General features: G+C 48.2%; 15 protein-coding genes. 2 read left to right on the forward strand and 13 right to left on the reverse strand.

Annotated elements, in window-relative coordinates; all coding sequences use genetic code 11:
* Window positions 1-9: 9 nt before the first annotated feature.
* Entirely contained in the window at window positions 10-1,947 is a 1,938-nt protein-coding gene (locus tag Q4Q50_RS03415; protein WP_311898385.1) for an alpha/beta hydrolase family protein, read from the reverse strand.
* An 84-nt stretch (window positions 1,948-2,031) separates the two neighbouring features.
* Window positions 2,032-3,396 carry an MATE family efflux transporter gene (locus tag Q4Q50_RS03420; RefSeq protein WP_107402930.1) on the reverse strand — a complete coding sequence of 455 codons (1,365 nt, stop codon included), beginning with the start codon at window positions 3,394-3,396 and terminating at the stop codon, window positions 2,032-2,034.
* 22 nt (window positions 3,397-3,418) lie between these two features.
* Between Q4Q50_RS03420 and Q4Q50_RS03425 the strand changes: the two genes are divergently transcribed.
* Window positions 3,419-4,465 carry a polysaccharide deacetylase family protein gene (locus tag Q4Q50_RS03425; RefSeq protein ID WP_311898388.1) on the forward strand — a complete coding sequence of 349 codons (1,047 nt, stop codon included), beginning with the start codon at window positions 3,419-3,421 and terminating at the stop codon, window positions 4,463-4,465.
* Here the strand turns inward: Q4Q50_RS03425 and Q4Q50_RS03430 are convergent, their stop codons facing one another.
* The 5 genes from Q4Q50_RS03430 to Q4Q50_RS03450 form a co-directional block, all read right to left on the reverse strand.
* Entirely contained in the window at window positions 4,466-5,098 is a 633-nt protein-coding gene (locus Q4Q50_RS03430; RefSeq protein WP_006084621.1) for an SCO family protein, read from the reverse strand.
* A gap of 47 nt (window positions 5,099-5,145) precedes the next feature.
* On the reverse strand, window positions 5,146-6,051 hold the full coding sequence (gene cyoE / locus Q4Q50_RS03435; protein WP_311898390.1) for a heme o synthase: 906 nt from the start codon (window positions 6,049-6,051) through the stop codon (window positions 5,146-5,148).
* Window positions 6,052-6,065: 14 nt separating this feature from the next.
* Window positions 6,066-7,043, reverse strand: coding sequence for a COX15/CtaA family protein (locus tag Q4Q50_RS03440; protein WP_311898391.1), 978 nt, complete (start codon window positions 7,041-7,043; stop codon window positions 6,066-6,068).
* A complete protein-coding gene (locus tag Q4Q50_RS03445) occupies window positions 7,043-7,588 on the reverse strand; it encodes a redox-active disulfide-containing membrane protein (RefSeq protein WP_219251877.1) in 546 nt (181 codons plus the stop codon). Before Q4Q50_RS03445 ends, Q4Q50_RS03440 begins: the two co-directional genes overlap by 1 nt.
* 91 nt (window positions 7,589-7,679) lie before the next feature.
* Window positions 7,680-8,444: an SURF1 family protein gene (locus Q4Q50_RS03450; RefSeq protein WP_259574049.1), complete on the reverse strand. Its 765-nt coding sequence runs from the start codon at window positions 8,442-8,444 to the stop codon at window positions 7,680-7,682.
* Between Q4Q50_RS03450 and Q4Q50_RS03455 the strand changes: the two genes are divergently transcribed.
* On the forward strand, window positions 8,443-8,661 hold the full coding sequence (locus Q4Q50_RS03455) for a DUF2909 family protein (RefSeq protein ID WP_311898393.1): 219 nt from the start codon (window positions 8,443-8,445) through the stop codon (window positions 8,659-8,661). The two genes, Q4Q50_RS03450 and Q4Q50_RS03455, sit on opposite strands and share 2 nt — an antisense overlap.
* A gap of 4 nt (window positions 8,662-8,665) precedes the next feature.
* Here Q4Q50_RS03455 and Q4Q50_RS03460 read toward each other — a convergent pair whose 3' ends face one another.
* From Q4Q50_RS03460 to lexA, 6 genes are all read right to left on the reverse strand, one after another.
* Window positions 8,666-9,541: a cytochrome c oxidase subunit 3 gene (locus Q4Q50_RS03460; RefSeq protein ID WP_006079601.1), complete on the reverse strand. Its 876-nt coding sequence runs from the start codon at window positions 9,539-9,541 to the stop codon at window positions 8,666-8,668.
* Window positions 9,538-10,119, reverse strand: coding sequence for a cytochrome c oxidase assembly protein (locus Q4Q50_RS03465; RefSeq protein ID WP_311898394.1), 582 nt, complete (start codon window positions 10,117-10,119; stop codon window positions 9,538-9,540). Before Q4Q50_RS03465 ends, Q4Q50_RS03460 begins: the two co-directional genes overlap by 4 nt.
* A gap of 1 nt (window position 10,120) precedes the next feature.
* On the reverse strand, window positions 10,121-11,713 hold the full coding sequence (gene ctaD / locus Q4Q50_RS03470; RefSeq protein WP_006084616.1) for a cytochrome c oxidase subunit I: 1,593 nt from the start codon (window positions 11,711-11,713) through the stop codon (window positions 10,121-10,123).
* A 9-nt stretch (window positions 11,714-11,722) separates the two neighbouring features.
* Window positions 11,723-13,279: a cytochrome c oxidase subunit II gene (gene coxB / locus Q4Q50_RS03475; protein ID WP_311898396.1), complete on the reverse strand. Its 1,557-nt coding sequence runs from the start codon at window positions 13,277-13,279 to the stop codon at window positions 11,723-11,725.
* 402 nt (window positions 13,280-13,681) lie between these two features.
* Window positions 13,682-14,194, reverse strand: a complete 513-nt coding sequence (locus Q4Q50_RS03480) for a cell division inhibitor SulA (RefSeq protein ID WP_311898398.1) — start codon at window positions 14,192-14,194, stop codon at window positions 13,682-13,684.
* On the reverse strand, window positions 14,191-14,811 hold the full coding sequence (lexA, locus tag Q4Q50_RS03485; RefSeq protein WP_006084613.1) for a transcriptional repressor LexA: 621 nt from the start codon (window positions 14,809-14,811) through the stop codon (window positions 14,191-14,193). The genes Q4Q50_RS03480 and lexA overlap by 4 nt, the downstream gene beginning before the upstream one ends.
* Window positions 14,812-14,906: the final 95 nt, after the last annotated feature.

Genomic DNA, 14,906 nt, shown 5'->3' on the forward strand with positions numbered 1-14,906 from the left:
GCTGTTCAGTTATAACTTAGGGTTGAGGTTATCAGCTAAGAATTTATCTAAGGCTTTAAATGTCGCGAGTCTGTTGTCGTTATTGCTCAAGTAATGATCGCCATTTTCCAGCTCAATATACTCCACTGGTTTTTTCAGTGATTTGAGTTCGTCATACATTTCTCGGCTATGTTGAACCTTCACCACTCTGTCCTTATCGCCATGTAGCAGCAATACTGGGATGTTAATTTTATCGGCTTTACTGATCGGCGAACGGTCATAGAGCGCATCAAAGTCATCCCCTATTTGCTCTTTAACCACTTTGTAGTTAGTAAATCTTCGGCTCGATTTCACTAGATAGGCCACATCGGTGACACCCGCTACACTCACGGCGCAGCGGTAGAGATCGGGAGTCATGGCTGCCCCCATTAAGGCCGCGTAACCACCATAGCTAGCCCCGACAATACAAATACGTTTAGGATCGCTAATCCCTTGATCTATTAAGTAGCGAGTTCCATCTTCGACGTCGTTTTGCATTTCGAGTCCCCAGCTTTTCAGGCCAGCTTTCATAAACTCATAGCCGTAACCTGCCGAGCCCCTGAAGTTCATCCGAAATACCGCATAACCACGATTAGCGAAGAACTGTGCCCAGTAGTCGAAGTCGTTGCTGTCGTAACTGATGGGGCCGCCATGGGGGAAAATAATCGTCGGCAGTTGCTTAGCTTCAAGACCTTTTGGCACGGTTAGGTAAGCATCGATTTTGAGCTTATCCCTTGCCTCATAAGTTAAATATTGGGTATCGGCGAGGAGTTCACTCTTAAGTCTGCCGTATCGGTTAGCGATTGGATAAAGCGTTTTTTCGTCCCTATCACCAAAATAGTAAGTGCCGGGCTCGGTCGAGCTAGTGGAATACACTATGTAGCGGCGTTCATCGGCACTGAACTGAGTAATATAGTTGTGTGCGTTGGGTAACACGGCTTTTAGGCCATTTTGTAGGCCCACATATTCTTTTTCCCAAAAGGTGTATTCTTCGCCGTCACCTTCACTGATACCAATCACTTTTTTCTTCAGTTTCGAATAGAGTAAATTACCTTCAACGTCAGTATCTTCATTGGCGTAGACCAACTCTTTTGTGAGCTTAGGATCGGTCAGATTGACTTTAAATATGGCTTCGAAACCTTGGTGATAGGCGCGAACGTAAAGAATATTGGGGTCAGCATCAAAACCTAATGGCCAAACACTGTCTTCTGAAAAGGCTTTAAAGGTCCAAAGTAAACGTGAATCTCTCTTTTGCTCGGCCTGTTCATAAATGCGGTACTCAGTATCATCGTTATAGATAGAAATACGGACCTTGTGTTGCCTGTCAGTAATCCAACTGATGATCTTCTTTTTAGCATTTTGGGTGTAACTGGATTTACCCTGCGCTAAATTGACTTTCAGTACACTATCTTCGCCTACGTTTTCGCCCATTCCGTCTAATGACAGTAAAATATTGTCGGGGTCATCTGCCATAAGATCGATAATTTGCCCCTGATGTTGCGGGATCCAATTGAGACGATCTAAGACACTGCGCGGAATGACACTTGAGGTCTTTTTTGTGGTCAAATCATACTTAACAAGGCGGGTTTCGGTTGTCGGTGTACCGTAACGGTTAGCCGGAAACTTAGCACTGATCAGTAAGATATTATCGTTTGCCCACTGCAGAGACAGGATGACAAATTTTTGATTATCTGTGTGTAGAGGAATGCTTTTTTCGCCTGTTTCTATATCTTGGATACTAACGACAGTACCTTTGAGTTTGGCTTGGTCGACCCGTACAACCGATGCGAGTTTTTTGCCGTTAGGCGAGAGCTGTACAGAGCTCACATCTGGGATGCTGGCAAAGGCTTCAACGGGTAATTGTGGCGCTGTGTCGGCGACGGCATGGTTGCATAGCCACATAAAAAGCAGCGGTAAAATCCTTTTCATTATAGAATCACATCATTGTTACAATTGTAAAATCAACATCATAGTGATTCTGCGATTTGTAAGCTACTGTCTTTACAGATTTATTTATTCAAAAAAGCTTTTGCTGAGATAATAGTGCCCCGCAAGCGTCAGGCTTCTGGCGATCATAAAGACACTCATGGCGGCCCAAAGGGCATGGTTGCCTTGCTCTGGTAGTAATAGCTGCTGCAGTAAATACCATGTTGGGAAAAATGCACCGAAGGTGGCGAGTATCATGCTATTGCGCATCACTTTGCCTTTAGCGGCACCTATATAAACCCCGTCGAATAAATACGAGCTAAAAGACCATAAAGGCAAAAATATCAGCCAGATAAGATAGGTCTGTGCTGTGGCTCTGACCTCATTAATGCTGGTCAGTAACGCGATAATATTACTGCCAAAAAGACTGAATACAGCGCAGAACCCTAACGCAGTAATGGCCGACCAGCTCCAGGCTAAGATCACTGCTTCCCGTAATTGCTCCGCCTGTTTTTGGCCATAGGCTCGGCCGACTTCTGCCTCGGCATAATAGGCAATGCCATCGAGTGCATAGGAGATTAACAGCAGTAAATTCAGTAACACGGCATTGGCGGCAACGGTATTATCACCCAGACCAGCACCATGAAAAGTCATAAAGGCAAAGGCCGCTTGCAGGCAGAGGCTACGGATAAAAATATCTGTGTTGAGCCTCAGTAATTTGCCGTACCCCGTCAGGGTGACATGGGGTAATAGCTGGGATAAGTGAAAATCGGCTTCGCGCTTGAGTTGCTGTAACACCATAGTGAGTGCGACTGAGAAAGCGGTGATATCGGCAAAGACTGAGGCGAGGGCGGCGCCTTTAACGCCCCAGCCTAAGCCGAGGACAAACACCACATCGAGAATAATATTGGCAAGGTTGGCTAATATCAGCTGCCACATGGCGGCTTTAGGTTGCTGACGTCCCAATAGCCAGCCAAGCATTACGAGGTTGAGTAGGGCGAAGGGCGTTGACCAAATTCGTACCTGAAAATACTCGCGGCAATAGCGCTCGACTTCGCTACTCGCTTCGGATAATCCTAGCGCTAAATTTAATATCGGGACTTGCAGCGCGATAACGCCAGCGCCCAATAACACGGCTAGCATAGCGCCTTGGACTAAGAGTTTATGCTGGGCGTGAAGATCATTTGCACCATAGGCCTGCGCGACTAAACCTGTGGTCGCCATACGCAAAAATCCCAATAACCAAATGATTAATGTGATAATCGTTGACCCGACAGCGACTCCCCCTAAATAATAGGCTTCACTCAGATGACCTATGACAGCCGTATCGACTAAGCCCAAAAGTGGGATAGTGATATTGGAGAGTATCATCGGCAGGGCAAGCGCCAGTAATTGACGATTTTTCGCGCCGTTAAGCATTAGGTCGAGCCAAGTTGATTTAGCAGTATTCATTAATTTCAGAGGTGTTCACATTATGGTTAAACGTGTGCTGTTGGCACTCATAGGGCTAATGACGTTTTCTGCCCATGCCGTGGTCATTCTGCAATATCACCATGTGTCAGAAACCACTCCGGCGGCCACAAGCGTAACGCCCGCACAATTTCGTGAGCAAATGCAGTTTCTAGCCGATGATGGCTTTAAGGTGATCCCGCTTTCTCAGGTAGTTGAAGCGATAAAGCAAAAACAAGATTTACCGGCGAAAACAGTCGCGATTACCTTCGACGATGGTTATCGCAGCATAGCCACTACGGCGCATCCTATCCTAAAGGAATTTGGATTTCCCTACACCTTGTTTGTGGCAATTGAGCCGATTAAACAAAAGTTTACCGAGATGATGACTTGGGATGAGCTGATAACGCTATCCAAGGAAGGCGCCGATATTGCTAACCACAGTTGGGCGCACGAACATTTGATCCGCGCCTTAGAAAATGAATCACAGGCGCAGTGGCTAGCGCGAGTAAAGGCCAATATTTTAAACACAGAAAAAGCCATTTTGGATGCCACAGGGCACAATTTCAAAATGCTGGCTTATCCCTACGGTGAGTACAATCAAGCCTTGCAGGATATGTTAACCGAGAACGGCTTTGTCGCCTTGGGGCAACAATCGGGTGCCGCTGGGCCCTATTCGCCATTAACGGCGCTGCCGCGTTTCCCTGTTGCAGGACAATATGCTGATTTAAAAAGCCTTAAGGCCAAGCTATACAGTCTAAATATGCCTGTGATTGCGCAGAGTCCTAGCGATCCTGAGTTAAAGGGTGGCTATTGGCGCCCAGAGCTTAAAGTCACCCTAGATATGAGCGATATCTCGGCTAAGCAAGTGATGTGTTATATCCAAGGCCAAGGTTCAAAACAGCCGACTTGGTTGAGTGAGAACGAGTTTAGTGTTCAAGCGGATTTAGCCTTACCTGCGGGTCGTTCGCGTTACAACTGCACTGCGCCGAGTAAGGCGCGCAATGGCTACTATTGGTTTTCTCAGCCTTGGGTGAGGCCAAAGGACGATGGCTCTTGGGTCAAAGAGTGATCAACGACTAGGTTTGTATTGCGCCACTATTTTTCTAAAATCGCTAATCATTTCATCATTTAACACTTGCGGCGGTTTGCCTAACGCTGCCGTAGGTTTAAACACTGCGACTCGCGTTCCCTGCGGCGACACCAACACATAACCCGCACTATGGTCGACTTGGTAGTTTTCCCCTTCACCGACCATGGCATAGGTCAGTCCTAAGCTGCGGGTGAGCGGGAAGATTTGTGTCTGCTCGCCCGTGACCGCTTTAAATTCTGGATTGAAAAAATTCACATAGGTCAGGAGTTTATCCGGTGTGTCCCGTTTGGGGTCGACGGATAAAAACACCACCTGCAATGGCGCAATTTTGTTTAGATCGGGATAAGCCGCCGCGAGTTTATTTAAGGTCGTCGGGCAAACATCGGGGCAAAAGGTAAAACCGATAAAGAATAAGCTCCATTTTCCCTGCAAACTGGCGTTGGTAAAAGCCTGCTGATGTTGATCAACCAATTCAAAGGGCGCTAATTCATAGGCCTGCGGAAATAGAAAGCCGCTCTCTAGCTCGATAGGTTTCGGGGGATTAAATTTCACCGCAAATAGGCCGCCAAGGCCGATCAATAATATGGCGATGACTAAAATTCTTTTCTGCATTATTGGCTCCATAACGACAGGTTAGCGCGACAAACGAGTTGCATACACTAGTTCCACAAATAGTGGTCGAGCAGTAATGCCATGAATAACAACATCAAATGATAGATAGAGAAGCGGAACACTTGCATCGCTAAGCCATCATGATCCCGATATTTAAGTTGCCATGCTTTATAGATAAATCCGGTGCTGAGCAAACTCGAGCAGACGAAATATACAGGCCCACACATGCCAACCAGCACAGGTAATAGGCAAGCAATCGCCAGCAATACTGTGTAAAGCAAAATACAGGTTTTAGTAAACTCGACACCGTGGGTAACGGGCAGCATGGGAATATCCACTTTGGCATATTCGGCGCGTCTGTGAATGGCCAGGGCCCAAAAATGTGGCGGCGTCCACGTAAAAATGATGATCACTAACAGCAGCGCATGACCATGAAATTCGTTCGTCACTGCTGTCCATCCCAGCAAGGGTGGCATGGCTCCCGCAAGGCCGCCGATCACAATATTTTGTGATGTCGCGCGTTTCAAATAGGCCGTATAAACCAAGGCATAACCAATCAAGCTGGCAAAGGTCAGCCAAGCCGTGAGTGGATTCACTAAGGAATATAAGACGATAAAGCCAAGGCTACCTAAGCTAGCGGCGAAAATTAACGCGCGGGTTGCCGAAATACGTCCCTTAGGCAACGGGCGATTGTAGGTGCGCGCCATTAAGCCATCGATACGGCGATCGATCAGATGATTTAACGCCGCCGCCGAGCCTGCCATCATGGCAATGCCAAGCATACCAGCGAGTAAAGGTTGAACGGGCACCGCATGGGGCACGGCCAAACACATGCCGACTAAGACAGTGAGCAGCATCAGTGCGACCACTTTAGGTTTAGTCATTTCAAAATAGGCGCGCCATGTCACGCTGATAGTGGGTAGGCTACTGGTGATTGAGAGTGGTTTTGCCATCTTGGATCCCTCGCTTATGCTTTGCGCCATAAAAAATAGTTGATTGCGACTAAGGTCAGCAGCAGTAATGCCGCCCCGCCGTTGTGGGACACGGCAATGCCGAGTGGTAAATGCATCACTACGTTAGAAATACCTAAGCTCACTTGCAGGATCACTAACCCTACCAATAAGAGGCTTAAGGCCCTCATCCCAGCAGCGCCAACAAATAATCGATAGGCGAGCACGAGTAATAAACTCGCGGTAACGATAGCGCCAATTCGGTGGGCGATATGGATAGTCATACGGGCTGGGTAATCGAGCACTCCAAATTCGAAACTGTGGTGTTGGCCTTGAAACGGCGAAAAAGCTTCCGCTATTGCCAAATTATCCACCCAGTTGCCTTCGCAAATGGGTAAAGCGGTGCAGGCGAGCGCCGCATAATTAGATGATGTCCAAGCGCCCAACATAATCTGTCCTACAAGAACGAATAGGCTCACCAGTGCCAGCGGTGCCAGATTGCGGGCATGGGTTTCGCTATTAAAGATCCGCCGTGGTCGGGTTCGCAGATAGAGGAGTAACAGCAGTGAAATCAGGCTGAAGCCACCAATAAGATGCGACATCACCACTATGGGCATGAGTTTCATCGTCACTGTCCACATGCCGAGTGCCGCTTGAAAGAGGATCAATAGCATTATGATGAGCGGCAATTTTTTCGGCGCTTCCGGCGTTTTCAAACACAGCACTAAGATGAATAACACCAGTAAGCCAAGTCCGCCGGCGATATATCTGTGGATCATCTCCAGCCAAGCTTTTTCTGGGTGGATATCATGATCGGGGAAGATGGTTTGTGCATGGGCGATTTCATGGTCTTGGATGGGCACCTTGATATGGCCGTAGCAACCTGGCCAATCTGGGCAGCCTAGCCCCGCGTCCGATAGGCGAGTGTAAGCGCCCATTAAGATCACCAACAAGGTAAAGACTAAGGTTAAGCGTAGGACCCAAGTTAGCTGCATCAATCTACCCTCGACAGTTTTAACAACTTACGCAGATCCGCTACCAAGGCTTTGCCTTGAGCTAAATGCGCTTCTCTACCTTGCACTTGGGGATAGCGCAGCACTAAGCTGCCTAAGGGATCGACTATGATCAACTGCTGTTCATCTAGCCAGTGGCTTAAGCCAGCATTGGCGGGACGTGTGTTAAAGTTAAAGGCGCTTAAAGCATTAAGATCGCTGTCGGGATGGGTGAGGATCAGCGGTTCGACTCGTGCCTGATCTGGCCCTAAAGCAGTGTGGCTTTGGCGTAAAATATACAGGCGTTCGCGGCAAGCATCGTCGCATTGGGCGGGCAGTAAATATAGCAGTTGCCATTCTTTAGGATTGGGATTTTCAACCCCAAGGCTGGCATAACTGGTCTCAGGATTGATCAGCTCGCCATGATTAGTGGCGCCGCCGTGGTATAAATTCAGGCTCAGCACTAGCTTGGCTATCACCACGGGCGCGATAAACGCCAGCAACAACAAGCCCAATGCTTTGTGTTTCGATTTATTCTGGGAGTTCATGCTTGCTCCTCTCATTCAAATTATCCCTAATTTATTGTTTTATATTTATTTAGTTTTTATTTGTGTCTTGCTAAGTATGGTACGAATTTCCCTATTCGCTCCTTGAGTGTGCGATTGTTTCGGCACTATGGCGTTTTACATACTTAATCCCTTGCCACAGCATGAGCCCAGCAAACACGGCTGCCATCGAAAACCACTGCAGCGCATAACCCCAATGTTTTTGCGCCGACAGTGGGAAGGGTTGCCAAGGATGCGGCAAGGCGAGGGCGGGTAGCTCATCCGGTTGCAGCACTGCATCTAGTAAAGGGTGGCCTAACAGCTGCGCCATTTCCGGTATATTCAAATTCTGAAAGCGAACACTTGTCCCCGTTTCTGCCATTAAAGCCTGGCTCAAAGGATTGATTTGCTTTTGGTAAAGCCGACCTTCGATATTCAATTCACCGCTAAGTGGGCTGATGTGGGGCAACTCATCACGGTGGGAACTGGCCGCGACAAAACCTAATTCGACCAGTAACCAAGGTTGACCCGCAGTCACTTGCAGGGGCTGAAAGGCTAAATAGCCCACTTGGCCCTGATAGATTTGATTATCCAGCAGCCATATTTGCGAGCTCGCGGGTATGGCGTGCACTTGCAGTCGATAACCTGTCACGCCTTCCTTATCGATTTTGAGTTGGAGCTGCTCAAAACTTAATGGCAGCAAGGATTGTCTTGCCTCCATTTGGGCTAACAGCATGGTTTTTTCTTCGCCGCGGGCTAATTGCCATAGACCCAACTTGACCAACATCACGAATACAGCCACAGTCAAGATCAGTAAAAAAACCGTTAATTTATTCAGCAGAACATAAGGATATTGCATGAATACCCTATTCATTTTTAAATTGGTCTTAGTTCTGCTGTTGCTGTTCATCATTTTTAATCTAGGTAGGGCCTTGTTTATTATGGTTAAAGGTGACGAAAAAGTGCCTATGAGCCGTTATCTTGGTCGCCGCGTGATTTTCTCGGTACTCGTTATTCTGTTGCTGCTGGTGGCCTTAGGGACTGGGTTAATCAGCCCCAATCCCACGCCTTACTAAAGCCTTAAAGTACGTAGACGAAAATAAACAAACACAGCCAGACCACATCGACAAAGTGCCAATACCAACTCCCCGCTTGGAAAGCAAAATGCTTATCTGCGCTAAAGTGACCCTTCAACACTCTGAAAAACAACACTAATAAAAACAGAGTGCCGAGCGAGACATGCATGCCGTGAAAGCCAGTTAGGAGGAAGAAGGTGTTGCCATAAACCCCTGAGGTCAGGGTGAGCCCCATTTCATGGTAGGCATGCATATATTCTTCGGCCTGCAAGGCAAGGAAACCCATACCTAAAAGTATGGTGATCCCGAGCCACAGTGTGATGGCCGAGCGCTTGCCTTTCTCTAGGCTGACATGGGCAAAATGTAAGGTGACTGAGGAGGTCAGCAGCACGATAGTGTTGATTAACGGCAGGCCATTCCACGGCATCGCTTCGGTTTTGGTGCCATCTGGCGTAGTGAGCAACGGCCAAACGGCTTCGAATTGTGGCCAGAGTACTTCGTGGGTCATGGCATTATTGGAGGCGCCACCGAGCCAAGGCACTGCGACCATACGGGCATAAAATAACGCACCAAAAAATGCGCCGAAGAACATCACTTCCGAAAAAATAAACCAGCTCATGCCTTGGCGAAAGGATCTATCCATTTGGTGCGAATAAAGCCCAGTCATAGATTCGTTGATCACGGTTCTAAACCAGCCAACCAGCATAAAGAGGATCACGGCGATACCCGCTAGCAGGATATAACCGCCACCCGATGCGCCAGATTTTAGTTGATGGACAAAGTGCCCTGCACCCAAGGCGATTAGAAACAATCCTATAGCGCCAATGATGGGCCAAGCACTTTGGGCGGGAACATAGTAATTTTCATGTTTTGTGGTCATTTTGCAGCTCCTTGCTCTATGGCAGACGCTAACTGCTTGTCGGTAATGTCGTAGAGGGTGTAAGAGAGGGTCAGAGTGTGGATGGATTCAGGTAACTGAGGATCCACAAAGAAAATGAGCGGCAACTCAGCGCTGGTCGAAGCCGCTAAGTGCTGTTGATTAAAGCAAAAACATTCTGTTTTATTAAAATATGCCGCACCTTGGCCGGGTGATATTGAAGGTATCGCCTGACCAACTGTGGCTCTGTCTGACACATTGCGTGCTAAAAATGCTGTGTGTGTCAGTTCGCCGGGGTGAACTTCGAGCCGCTTGGTTTGCGGCTCAAATTTCCACGGCATACCCGTTTGCACTTGGGAGATAAATTCCACTGTGACAACACGACTAGTATCTATGGTTATCGCTTGATAACTACTGGCAGTATTGGAGGTTTTACCGTTAATCCCCAGCTTCTCACACAGCACATCGTATAGCGGCACCAGCGCGAACCCAAAACCAAACATACCAATACAGCCCATGACGAGCATGCTGATAAGCTTTCGATTTGACTTAGGTTTTTCTGGCTGGTGATGGTTCGTCATTTCATTTCACCTCAGGTGGTGTCGTGAAGGAGTGATAAGGCGCTGGGCTTGGCAATGTCCACTCTAAACCCTCGGAACCTTCCCAAGGTTTAGCGGGGGCTTTTTCGCCGCCACGGATGCACTTGATCACTAACACTAAGAAAATCAATTGCGATAAGCCGAAGGCGAAGCCACCAATCGAAACGATTTGATTAACATCGGCAAATTGAATCGAGTAATCGGGGATACGCCTTGGCATACCTGCGAGCCCAAGGAAATGCATCGGGAAAAACAGTACGTTGACCGAAATCACCGAACACCAGAAATGCCATTGTCCCAGTCGCTCGTTGTACATGTGCCCCGTCCACTTAGGTAGCCAGTAATAGGCCGCCGCCATGATGGAGAAAATCGCCCCAGTCACGAGCACATAATGGAAATGCGCCACCACAAAATAGGTGTCGTGGTATTGGAAGTCGGCTGGCGTAATGGCAAGCATTAACCCCGAAAACCCGCCAATGGTGAAGAGTATGATAAAGGCCACGGCGAACAACATAGGGGTTTCGAAGCTGAGTGAACCGCGCCACATAGTCGCGACCCAGTTAAACACTTTCACCCCCGTTGGCACCGCAATCAACATAGTGCAATACATGAAGAACAGCTCGGCAAACACTGGCATGCCTGTAGTGAACATATGGTGCGCCCATACGAGGAACGACAGAATTGCAATACTGGCAGTGGCATAAACCATTGATGCATAGCCGAATAATGGTTTACGGCTGAAAGCGGGTACTATGGCGGAGATGATGCCAAAGGACGGCAAAATCATGATGTAGACTTCAGGGTGGCCGAAGAACCAGAAAATATGCTGGAACATCACAGGATCGCCGCCGCCTGCCGCTTCGAAGAAGCTAGTGCCGAAAAACTTATCGGTCAGTACCATAGTCACAGCGCCCGCAAGCACGGGCATCACAGCGATCAGCAGGAATGCTGTGATAAGCCAAGTCCACACAAACAGCGGCAACTTCATCCATGTCATGCCGGGCGCACGTAGATTCACTATGGTTACAATCACGTTGATTGCGCCCATGATCGAACTTATCCCCATGATATGAATAGAGAACACGAAGAGTGCCGTGCTGTCAGGACTATAAGTGGTAGACAGTGGCGCGTAGAAGGTCCAACCAAAGTTAGGTCCGCCGCCTTCCATAAACAGCGAGCTGAGTAGGATGGTAAAGGCGAAGGGTAAGATCCAAAAACTCCAATTATTCATCCGTGGCAGCGCCATATCGGGCGCACCAATCATCATAGGGATCAGCCAGTTTGCTAGCCCAGTAAAGGCGGGCATTACCGCGCCGAATACCATGATCAGCCCATGGACTGTGGTCATTTGGTTAAAGAAGTTGGGCTCGACCAATTGTAATCCGGGCTGAAAGAGTTCAGCGCGGATCACCATGGCCATAGCGCCACCGGTTAAAAACATAATGAAGCTGAACCATAAATACAAAGTACCAATGTCTTTATGGTTGGTGGTTAGCACCCAGCGCATGATGCCCTTTGGCGCACCATGATGATGGTCATCATGGGCTGCGGTTTGATCTTGAGTCGTTGTGCTCATCATAATCCCCTACTGTCCATGGCTTGCGATATCAGCAGGTTGCACTGTATCGCCGGTATTGTTGCCCCAAGCATTGCGCTCATAGGTAATGACTGCTGCGAGTTGCTGTGGGCTGAGTTGTTTGCCAAATGCTTGCATAGCCGTGCCTGTTTTGCCGTGCATCACAATATCGAGATGATTGGCGACGGGCCCAGTGGCGATAGCACTGCCAGCGAGGGCGGGGAAGGCAGGTGGTATGCCAGCTCCCGTTAACTGATGGCAGGCCGCACAAGTGGTGGTGTAGACAGTTTCACCTTCGGCCATCAGTGCCTCATGGGTGAGAGTGGGGAGACTCGCCGGATCGACTATGGTTGCGGAGTCGACAACTGCTGCGGGCTCAGTTGTAGGTGCGGGAGTTGGGGTCGTATTGGCTGGTGCGGTAGCAGGTGCTTGTGTGCCTGCACTGCCGTTCATGTGCTCATTGACATCTTTAGCCTGCACAGCATCGCCAGTATTGTTGCCCCAAGCATTACGCTCATAGGTAATCACAGCGGCAATTTCTTGTGCAGTCAATTGCTTACTAAAGGCTTGCATAGCCGTACCTGTTTTACCGTTGAGCACAATTTCAAGGTGGCCGCTGAGTGGTCCCGTTGCTATCGGACTGCCTTTGAGGTGTGGGAATACGCCTTGTAACCCCTCGCCATTGGGCTGGTGGCAGGCTGCGCAGTGCCCGAGGTAAACTTGCTCACCTTGGGTCATCAGATCCTCTTTGCTAAGGGTCTGTGATAAAGCGGCTTGAGCGGCTTCTGCCGCCGCGCCTGCGGCTTGTTTCTGCTCCGTCACCCAAGCTTCAAACTCGGCTTCGGGTAAGGCTTGCACTACGATCGGCATAAAACCATGGTCTTTACCGCAAAGTTCGGCGCATTGACCACGGTAAATACCGGGTTTGTCGATGCGAGTCCAAGCCTCATTGATAAATCCTGGGTTGGCATCTTTCTTCACGGCAAAAGCAGGTACCCACCATGAATGGATGACATCTTCAGAGGTCATCAAAAAGCGGATTTTGCGATTTATCGGCAGAACGAGCGGCTTATCGACCTCCAATAGGTAGTGTTCACCCTTGGTTTCGGTACCGTCGATTTGTGCTCTAGGGGTTGCGAGTATGCTGTAAAAATCAATGTCTTGATCGAAATAGCTGTAATGCCATTTCCATTGGGAACCCGTGACTTTAACGGTCAGATCGGCGTCGCTGGGATCTTCCATCGCAATTAAGGTTTTTGTCGCTGGTATCGCCATTAAGATCAAAATGATAAATGGCAGAATCGTCCAAGCGATTTCAACTTTAGTGCTTTCGTGAAAGTGGGACGCGACAGCGCCTTTGGATTTTCTGTGGTTGATCATGGCGTAAATCATCACGCCAAAGACCACAAGGCCAATGGCGCAGCAGATATACAAGATGGTCATGTGCAAGTGATAAACCTTGCCACTGATCTCGGTTACGCCAGGGGTCATGTTGAACCGCATGTCCGCGGCGGCCAACGGTGGTGCGAATAACACCACGAGTAAACAATACAACAATTGCTTCACAAGACTTCTCCTCTGCCAATTGCGAATAGCAACTACAAAGAAGAGCAACACAGTAAGTCTCAACTCTATGCAAACTCTTCAGTTCCCAAAAAAGCGTTTTTGACTTCAACGTGCGTTGGCGGCTGTTACTTTTAATTAAGTATTGTTACTGCTGGTATTAGCCACGCTGGCACATACGACTGAAATAAATCTGTTCTCTATTTTTAGTGGCATTTTGAACTCGATTACGGCTCGATTTATTTGCCACGGGCGGCGATATATCATCGCCGACTAAATCAACCATACTTGCTGTTTAAATATTGATCAAGATCACTTATTTATCTAATTGTCTGAAAAATTGCCAAAAAAAAGCCTCACATTCATAGGCGAGGCGGCTTTCAAGGTAAAAAAATAAATGAATATTTAATGTACAGCGCTAAAAAAAGATTGTTGGCCGAAGAGATTGCCTTGCTCAATGCGTACGTCGCCATGTAAGTGACTGTTTACGTATTCAAGCACTATGCCCATGGCGCGGGCACTTTTAGCCACGATTTGCAGGCGACGATTATCGCGTGCATCCAGTGATTTGGTCCAAGTAATAACTGCACTGGACGTACCACTTGTTAAGGCTTTTTCCATCGCCCACAGGGTTTCGACTTCATCTTTCGCGTGCACCAGCAAGACTCTATCCATACGCACGCCAGCGTTGGCGAGCATTTGTTTGTAGCCAATACTCGGTGGGTTGATGAGCACTAACCAACGGCCCTGTTGGCTTAACTGGGCGAGTTGCGCGCTCAGATGGATTAATTCTTGGCGACCTTGAGTCTTAGTTGGCATGCAGGCGATAGGTGCATGGTGCCAGTCATAGTCGGCATCACGTACTTCATCGAGCCACAAGCCAGGGTGGCGGGGTGCATTGCCAAGTAGTTTGTTCATAGCCAATCTCCATTACGGATCACACCGACGGCGAGTCCTTCAATTGTTAAACTTTGATAGCCTAAATCCACTTTAATCGGGGAATAGTCTTCATTTTCGGCGTGTAGATAGACCACATTACCTTTTTTTTCGAAACGTTTAACAGTGACATCGTCGTCGACTCTAGCGACAACCACTTGACCATTTCTGGCTTGTTGTACTTTATGAACTGCCAGCAAATCTCCTTCGAGAATGCCGATATTCTTCATGCTGTCGCCTTTAACCCGCAGTAAAAAATCGGCGGCGGGATGGAACATGCTTGGGTCGACTTGGTAGTACTGTTCAACATGTTCTTGGGCGAGAATAGGTTCGCCAGCGGCTACTTGACCGATAAGCGGTAAACCTGTTTCAGTTACTTCTTCGACTTCCGCAGTCAGACGAATGCCCCGAGATGTGCCTGGCATGATCTCAATGCAGCCCTTTTTCGCCAACGCTTTAAGATGCTCTTCAGCCGCATTGGCGCTCTTAAAACCTAAACGGGTCGCGATTTCTGCCCGTGTGGGTGGCATGCCAGTATCGGCAATATTTCGTTTAATTAGCTCTAAAATTTCAGCTTGGCGTGGCGTCAAAGGTCTCATGGTGTTTCCTGTTTTTCTATACAGTTACTGTTAGTATATACAGTATTATTTGCAGCGCAAGTATTAACCACTTTTTAGCTATGTTGGAGAGAATT

Origin of the sequence: Shewanella scandinavica, assembly GCF_031932065.1 — a bacterium.
Taxonomy (GTDB): Bacteria; Pseudomonadota; Gammaproteobacteria; order Enterobacterales; family Shewanellaceae; genus Shewanella; species Shewanella baltica.

Excerpts from the sequence above, each read along its gene's own strand:
- Q4Q50_RS03425 (WP_311898388.1), top strand. The coding sequence starts at position 3,419 with ATGGTTAAACGTGTGCTGTTGGCACTCATAGGGCTAATGACGTTTTCT.
- cyoE (WP_311898390.1), bottom strand. The coding sequence starts at position 6,051 with ATGGCAAAACCACTCTCAATCACCAGTAGCCTACCCACTATCAGCGTG.
- Q4Q50_RS03465 (WP_311898394.1), bottom strand. The coding sequence starts at position 10,119 with ATGACGAACCATCACCAGCCAGAAAAACCTAAGTCAAATCGAAAGCTT.
- Q4Q50_RS03445 (WP_219251877.1), bottom strand. The coding sequence starts at position 7,588 with ATGAACTCCCAGAATAAATCGAAACACAAAGCATTGGGCTTGTTGTTG.
- Q4Q50_RS03420 (WP_107402930.1), bottom strand. The coding sequence starts at position 3,396 with ATGAATACTGCTAAATCAACTTGGCTCGACCTAATGCTTAACGGCGCG.
- lexA (WP_006084613.1), bottom strand. The coding sequence starts at position 14,811 with ATGAGACCTTTGACGCCACGCCAAGCTGAAATTTTAGAGCTAATTAAA.
- ctaD (WP_006084616.1), bottom strand. The coding sequence starts at position 11,713 with ATGAGCACAACGACTCAAGATCAAACCGCAGCCCATGATGACCATCAT.
- Q4Q50_RS03430 (WP_006084621.1), bottom strand. The coding sequence starts at position 5,098 with ATGCAGAAAAGAATTTTAGTCATCGCCATATTATTGATCGGCCTTGGC.
- Q4Q50_RS03415 (WP_311898385.1), bottom strand. The coding sequence starts at position 1,947 with ATGAAAAGGATTTTACCGCTGCTTTTTATGTGGCTATGCAACCATGCC.
- Q4Q50_RS03480 (WP_311898398.1), bottom strand. The coding sequence starts at position 14,194 with ATGAACAAACTACTTGGCAATGCACCCCGCCACCCTGGCTTGTGGCTC.
- Q4Q50_RS03455 (WP_311898393.1), top strand. The coding sequence starts at position 8,443 with ATGAATACCCTATTCATTTTTAAATTGGTCTTAGTTCTGCTGTTGCTG.
- Q4Q50_RS03440 (WP_311898391.1), bottom strand. The coding sequence starts at position 7,043 with ATGCAGCTAACTTGGGTCCTACGCTTAACCTTAGTCTTTACCTTGTTG.
- Q4Q50_RS03460 (WP_006079601.1), bottom strand. The coding sequence starts at position 9,541 with ATGACCACAAAACATGAAAATTACTATGTTCCCGCCCAAAGTGCTTGG.
- Q4Q50_RS03450 (WP_259574049.1), bottom strand. The coding sequence starts at position 8,444 with ATGCAATATCCTTATGTTCTGCTGAATAAATTAACGGTTTTTTTACTG.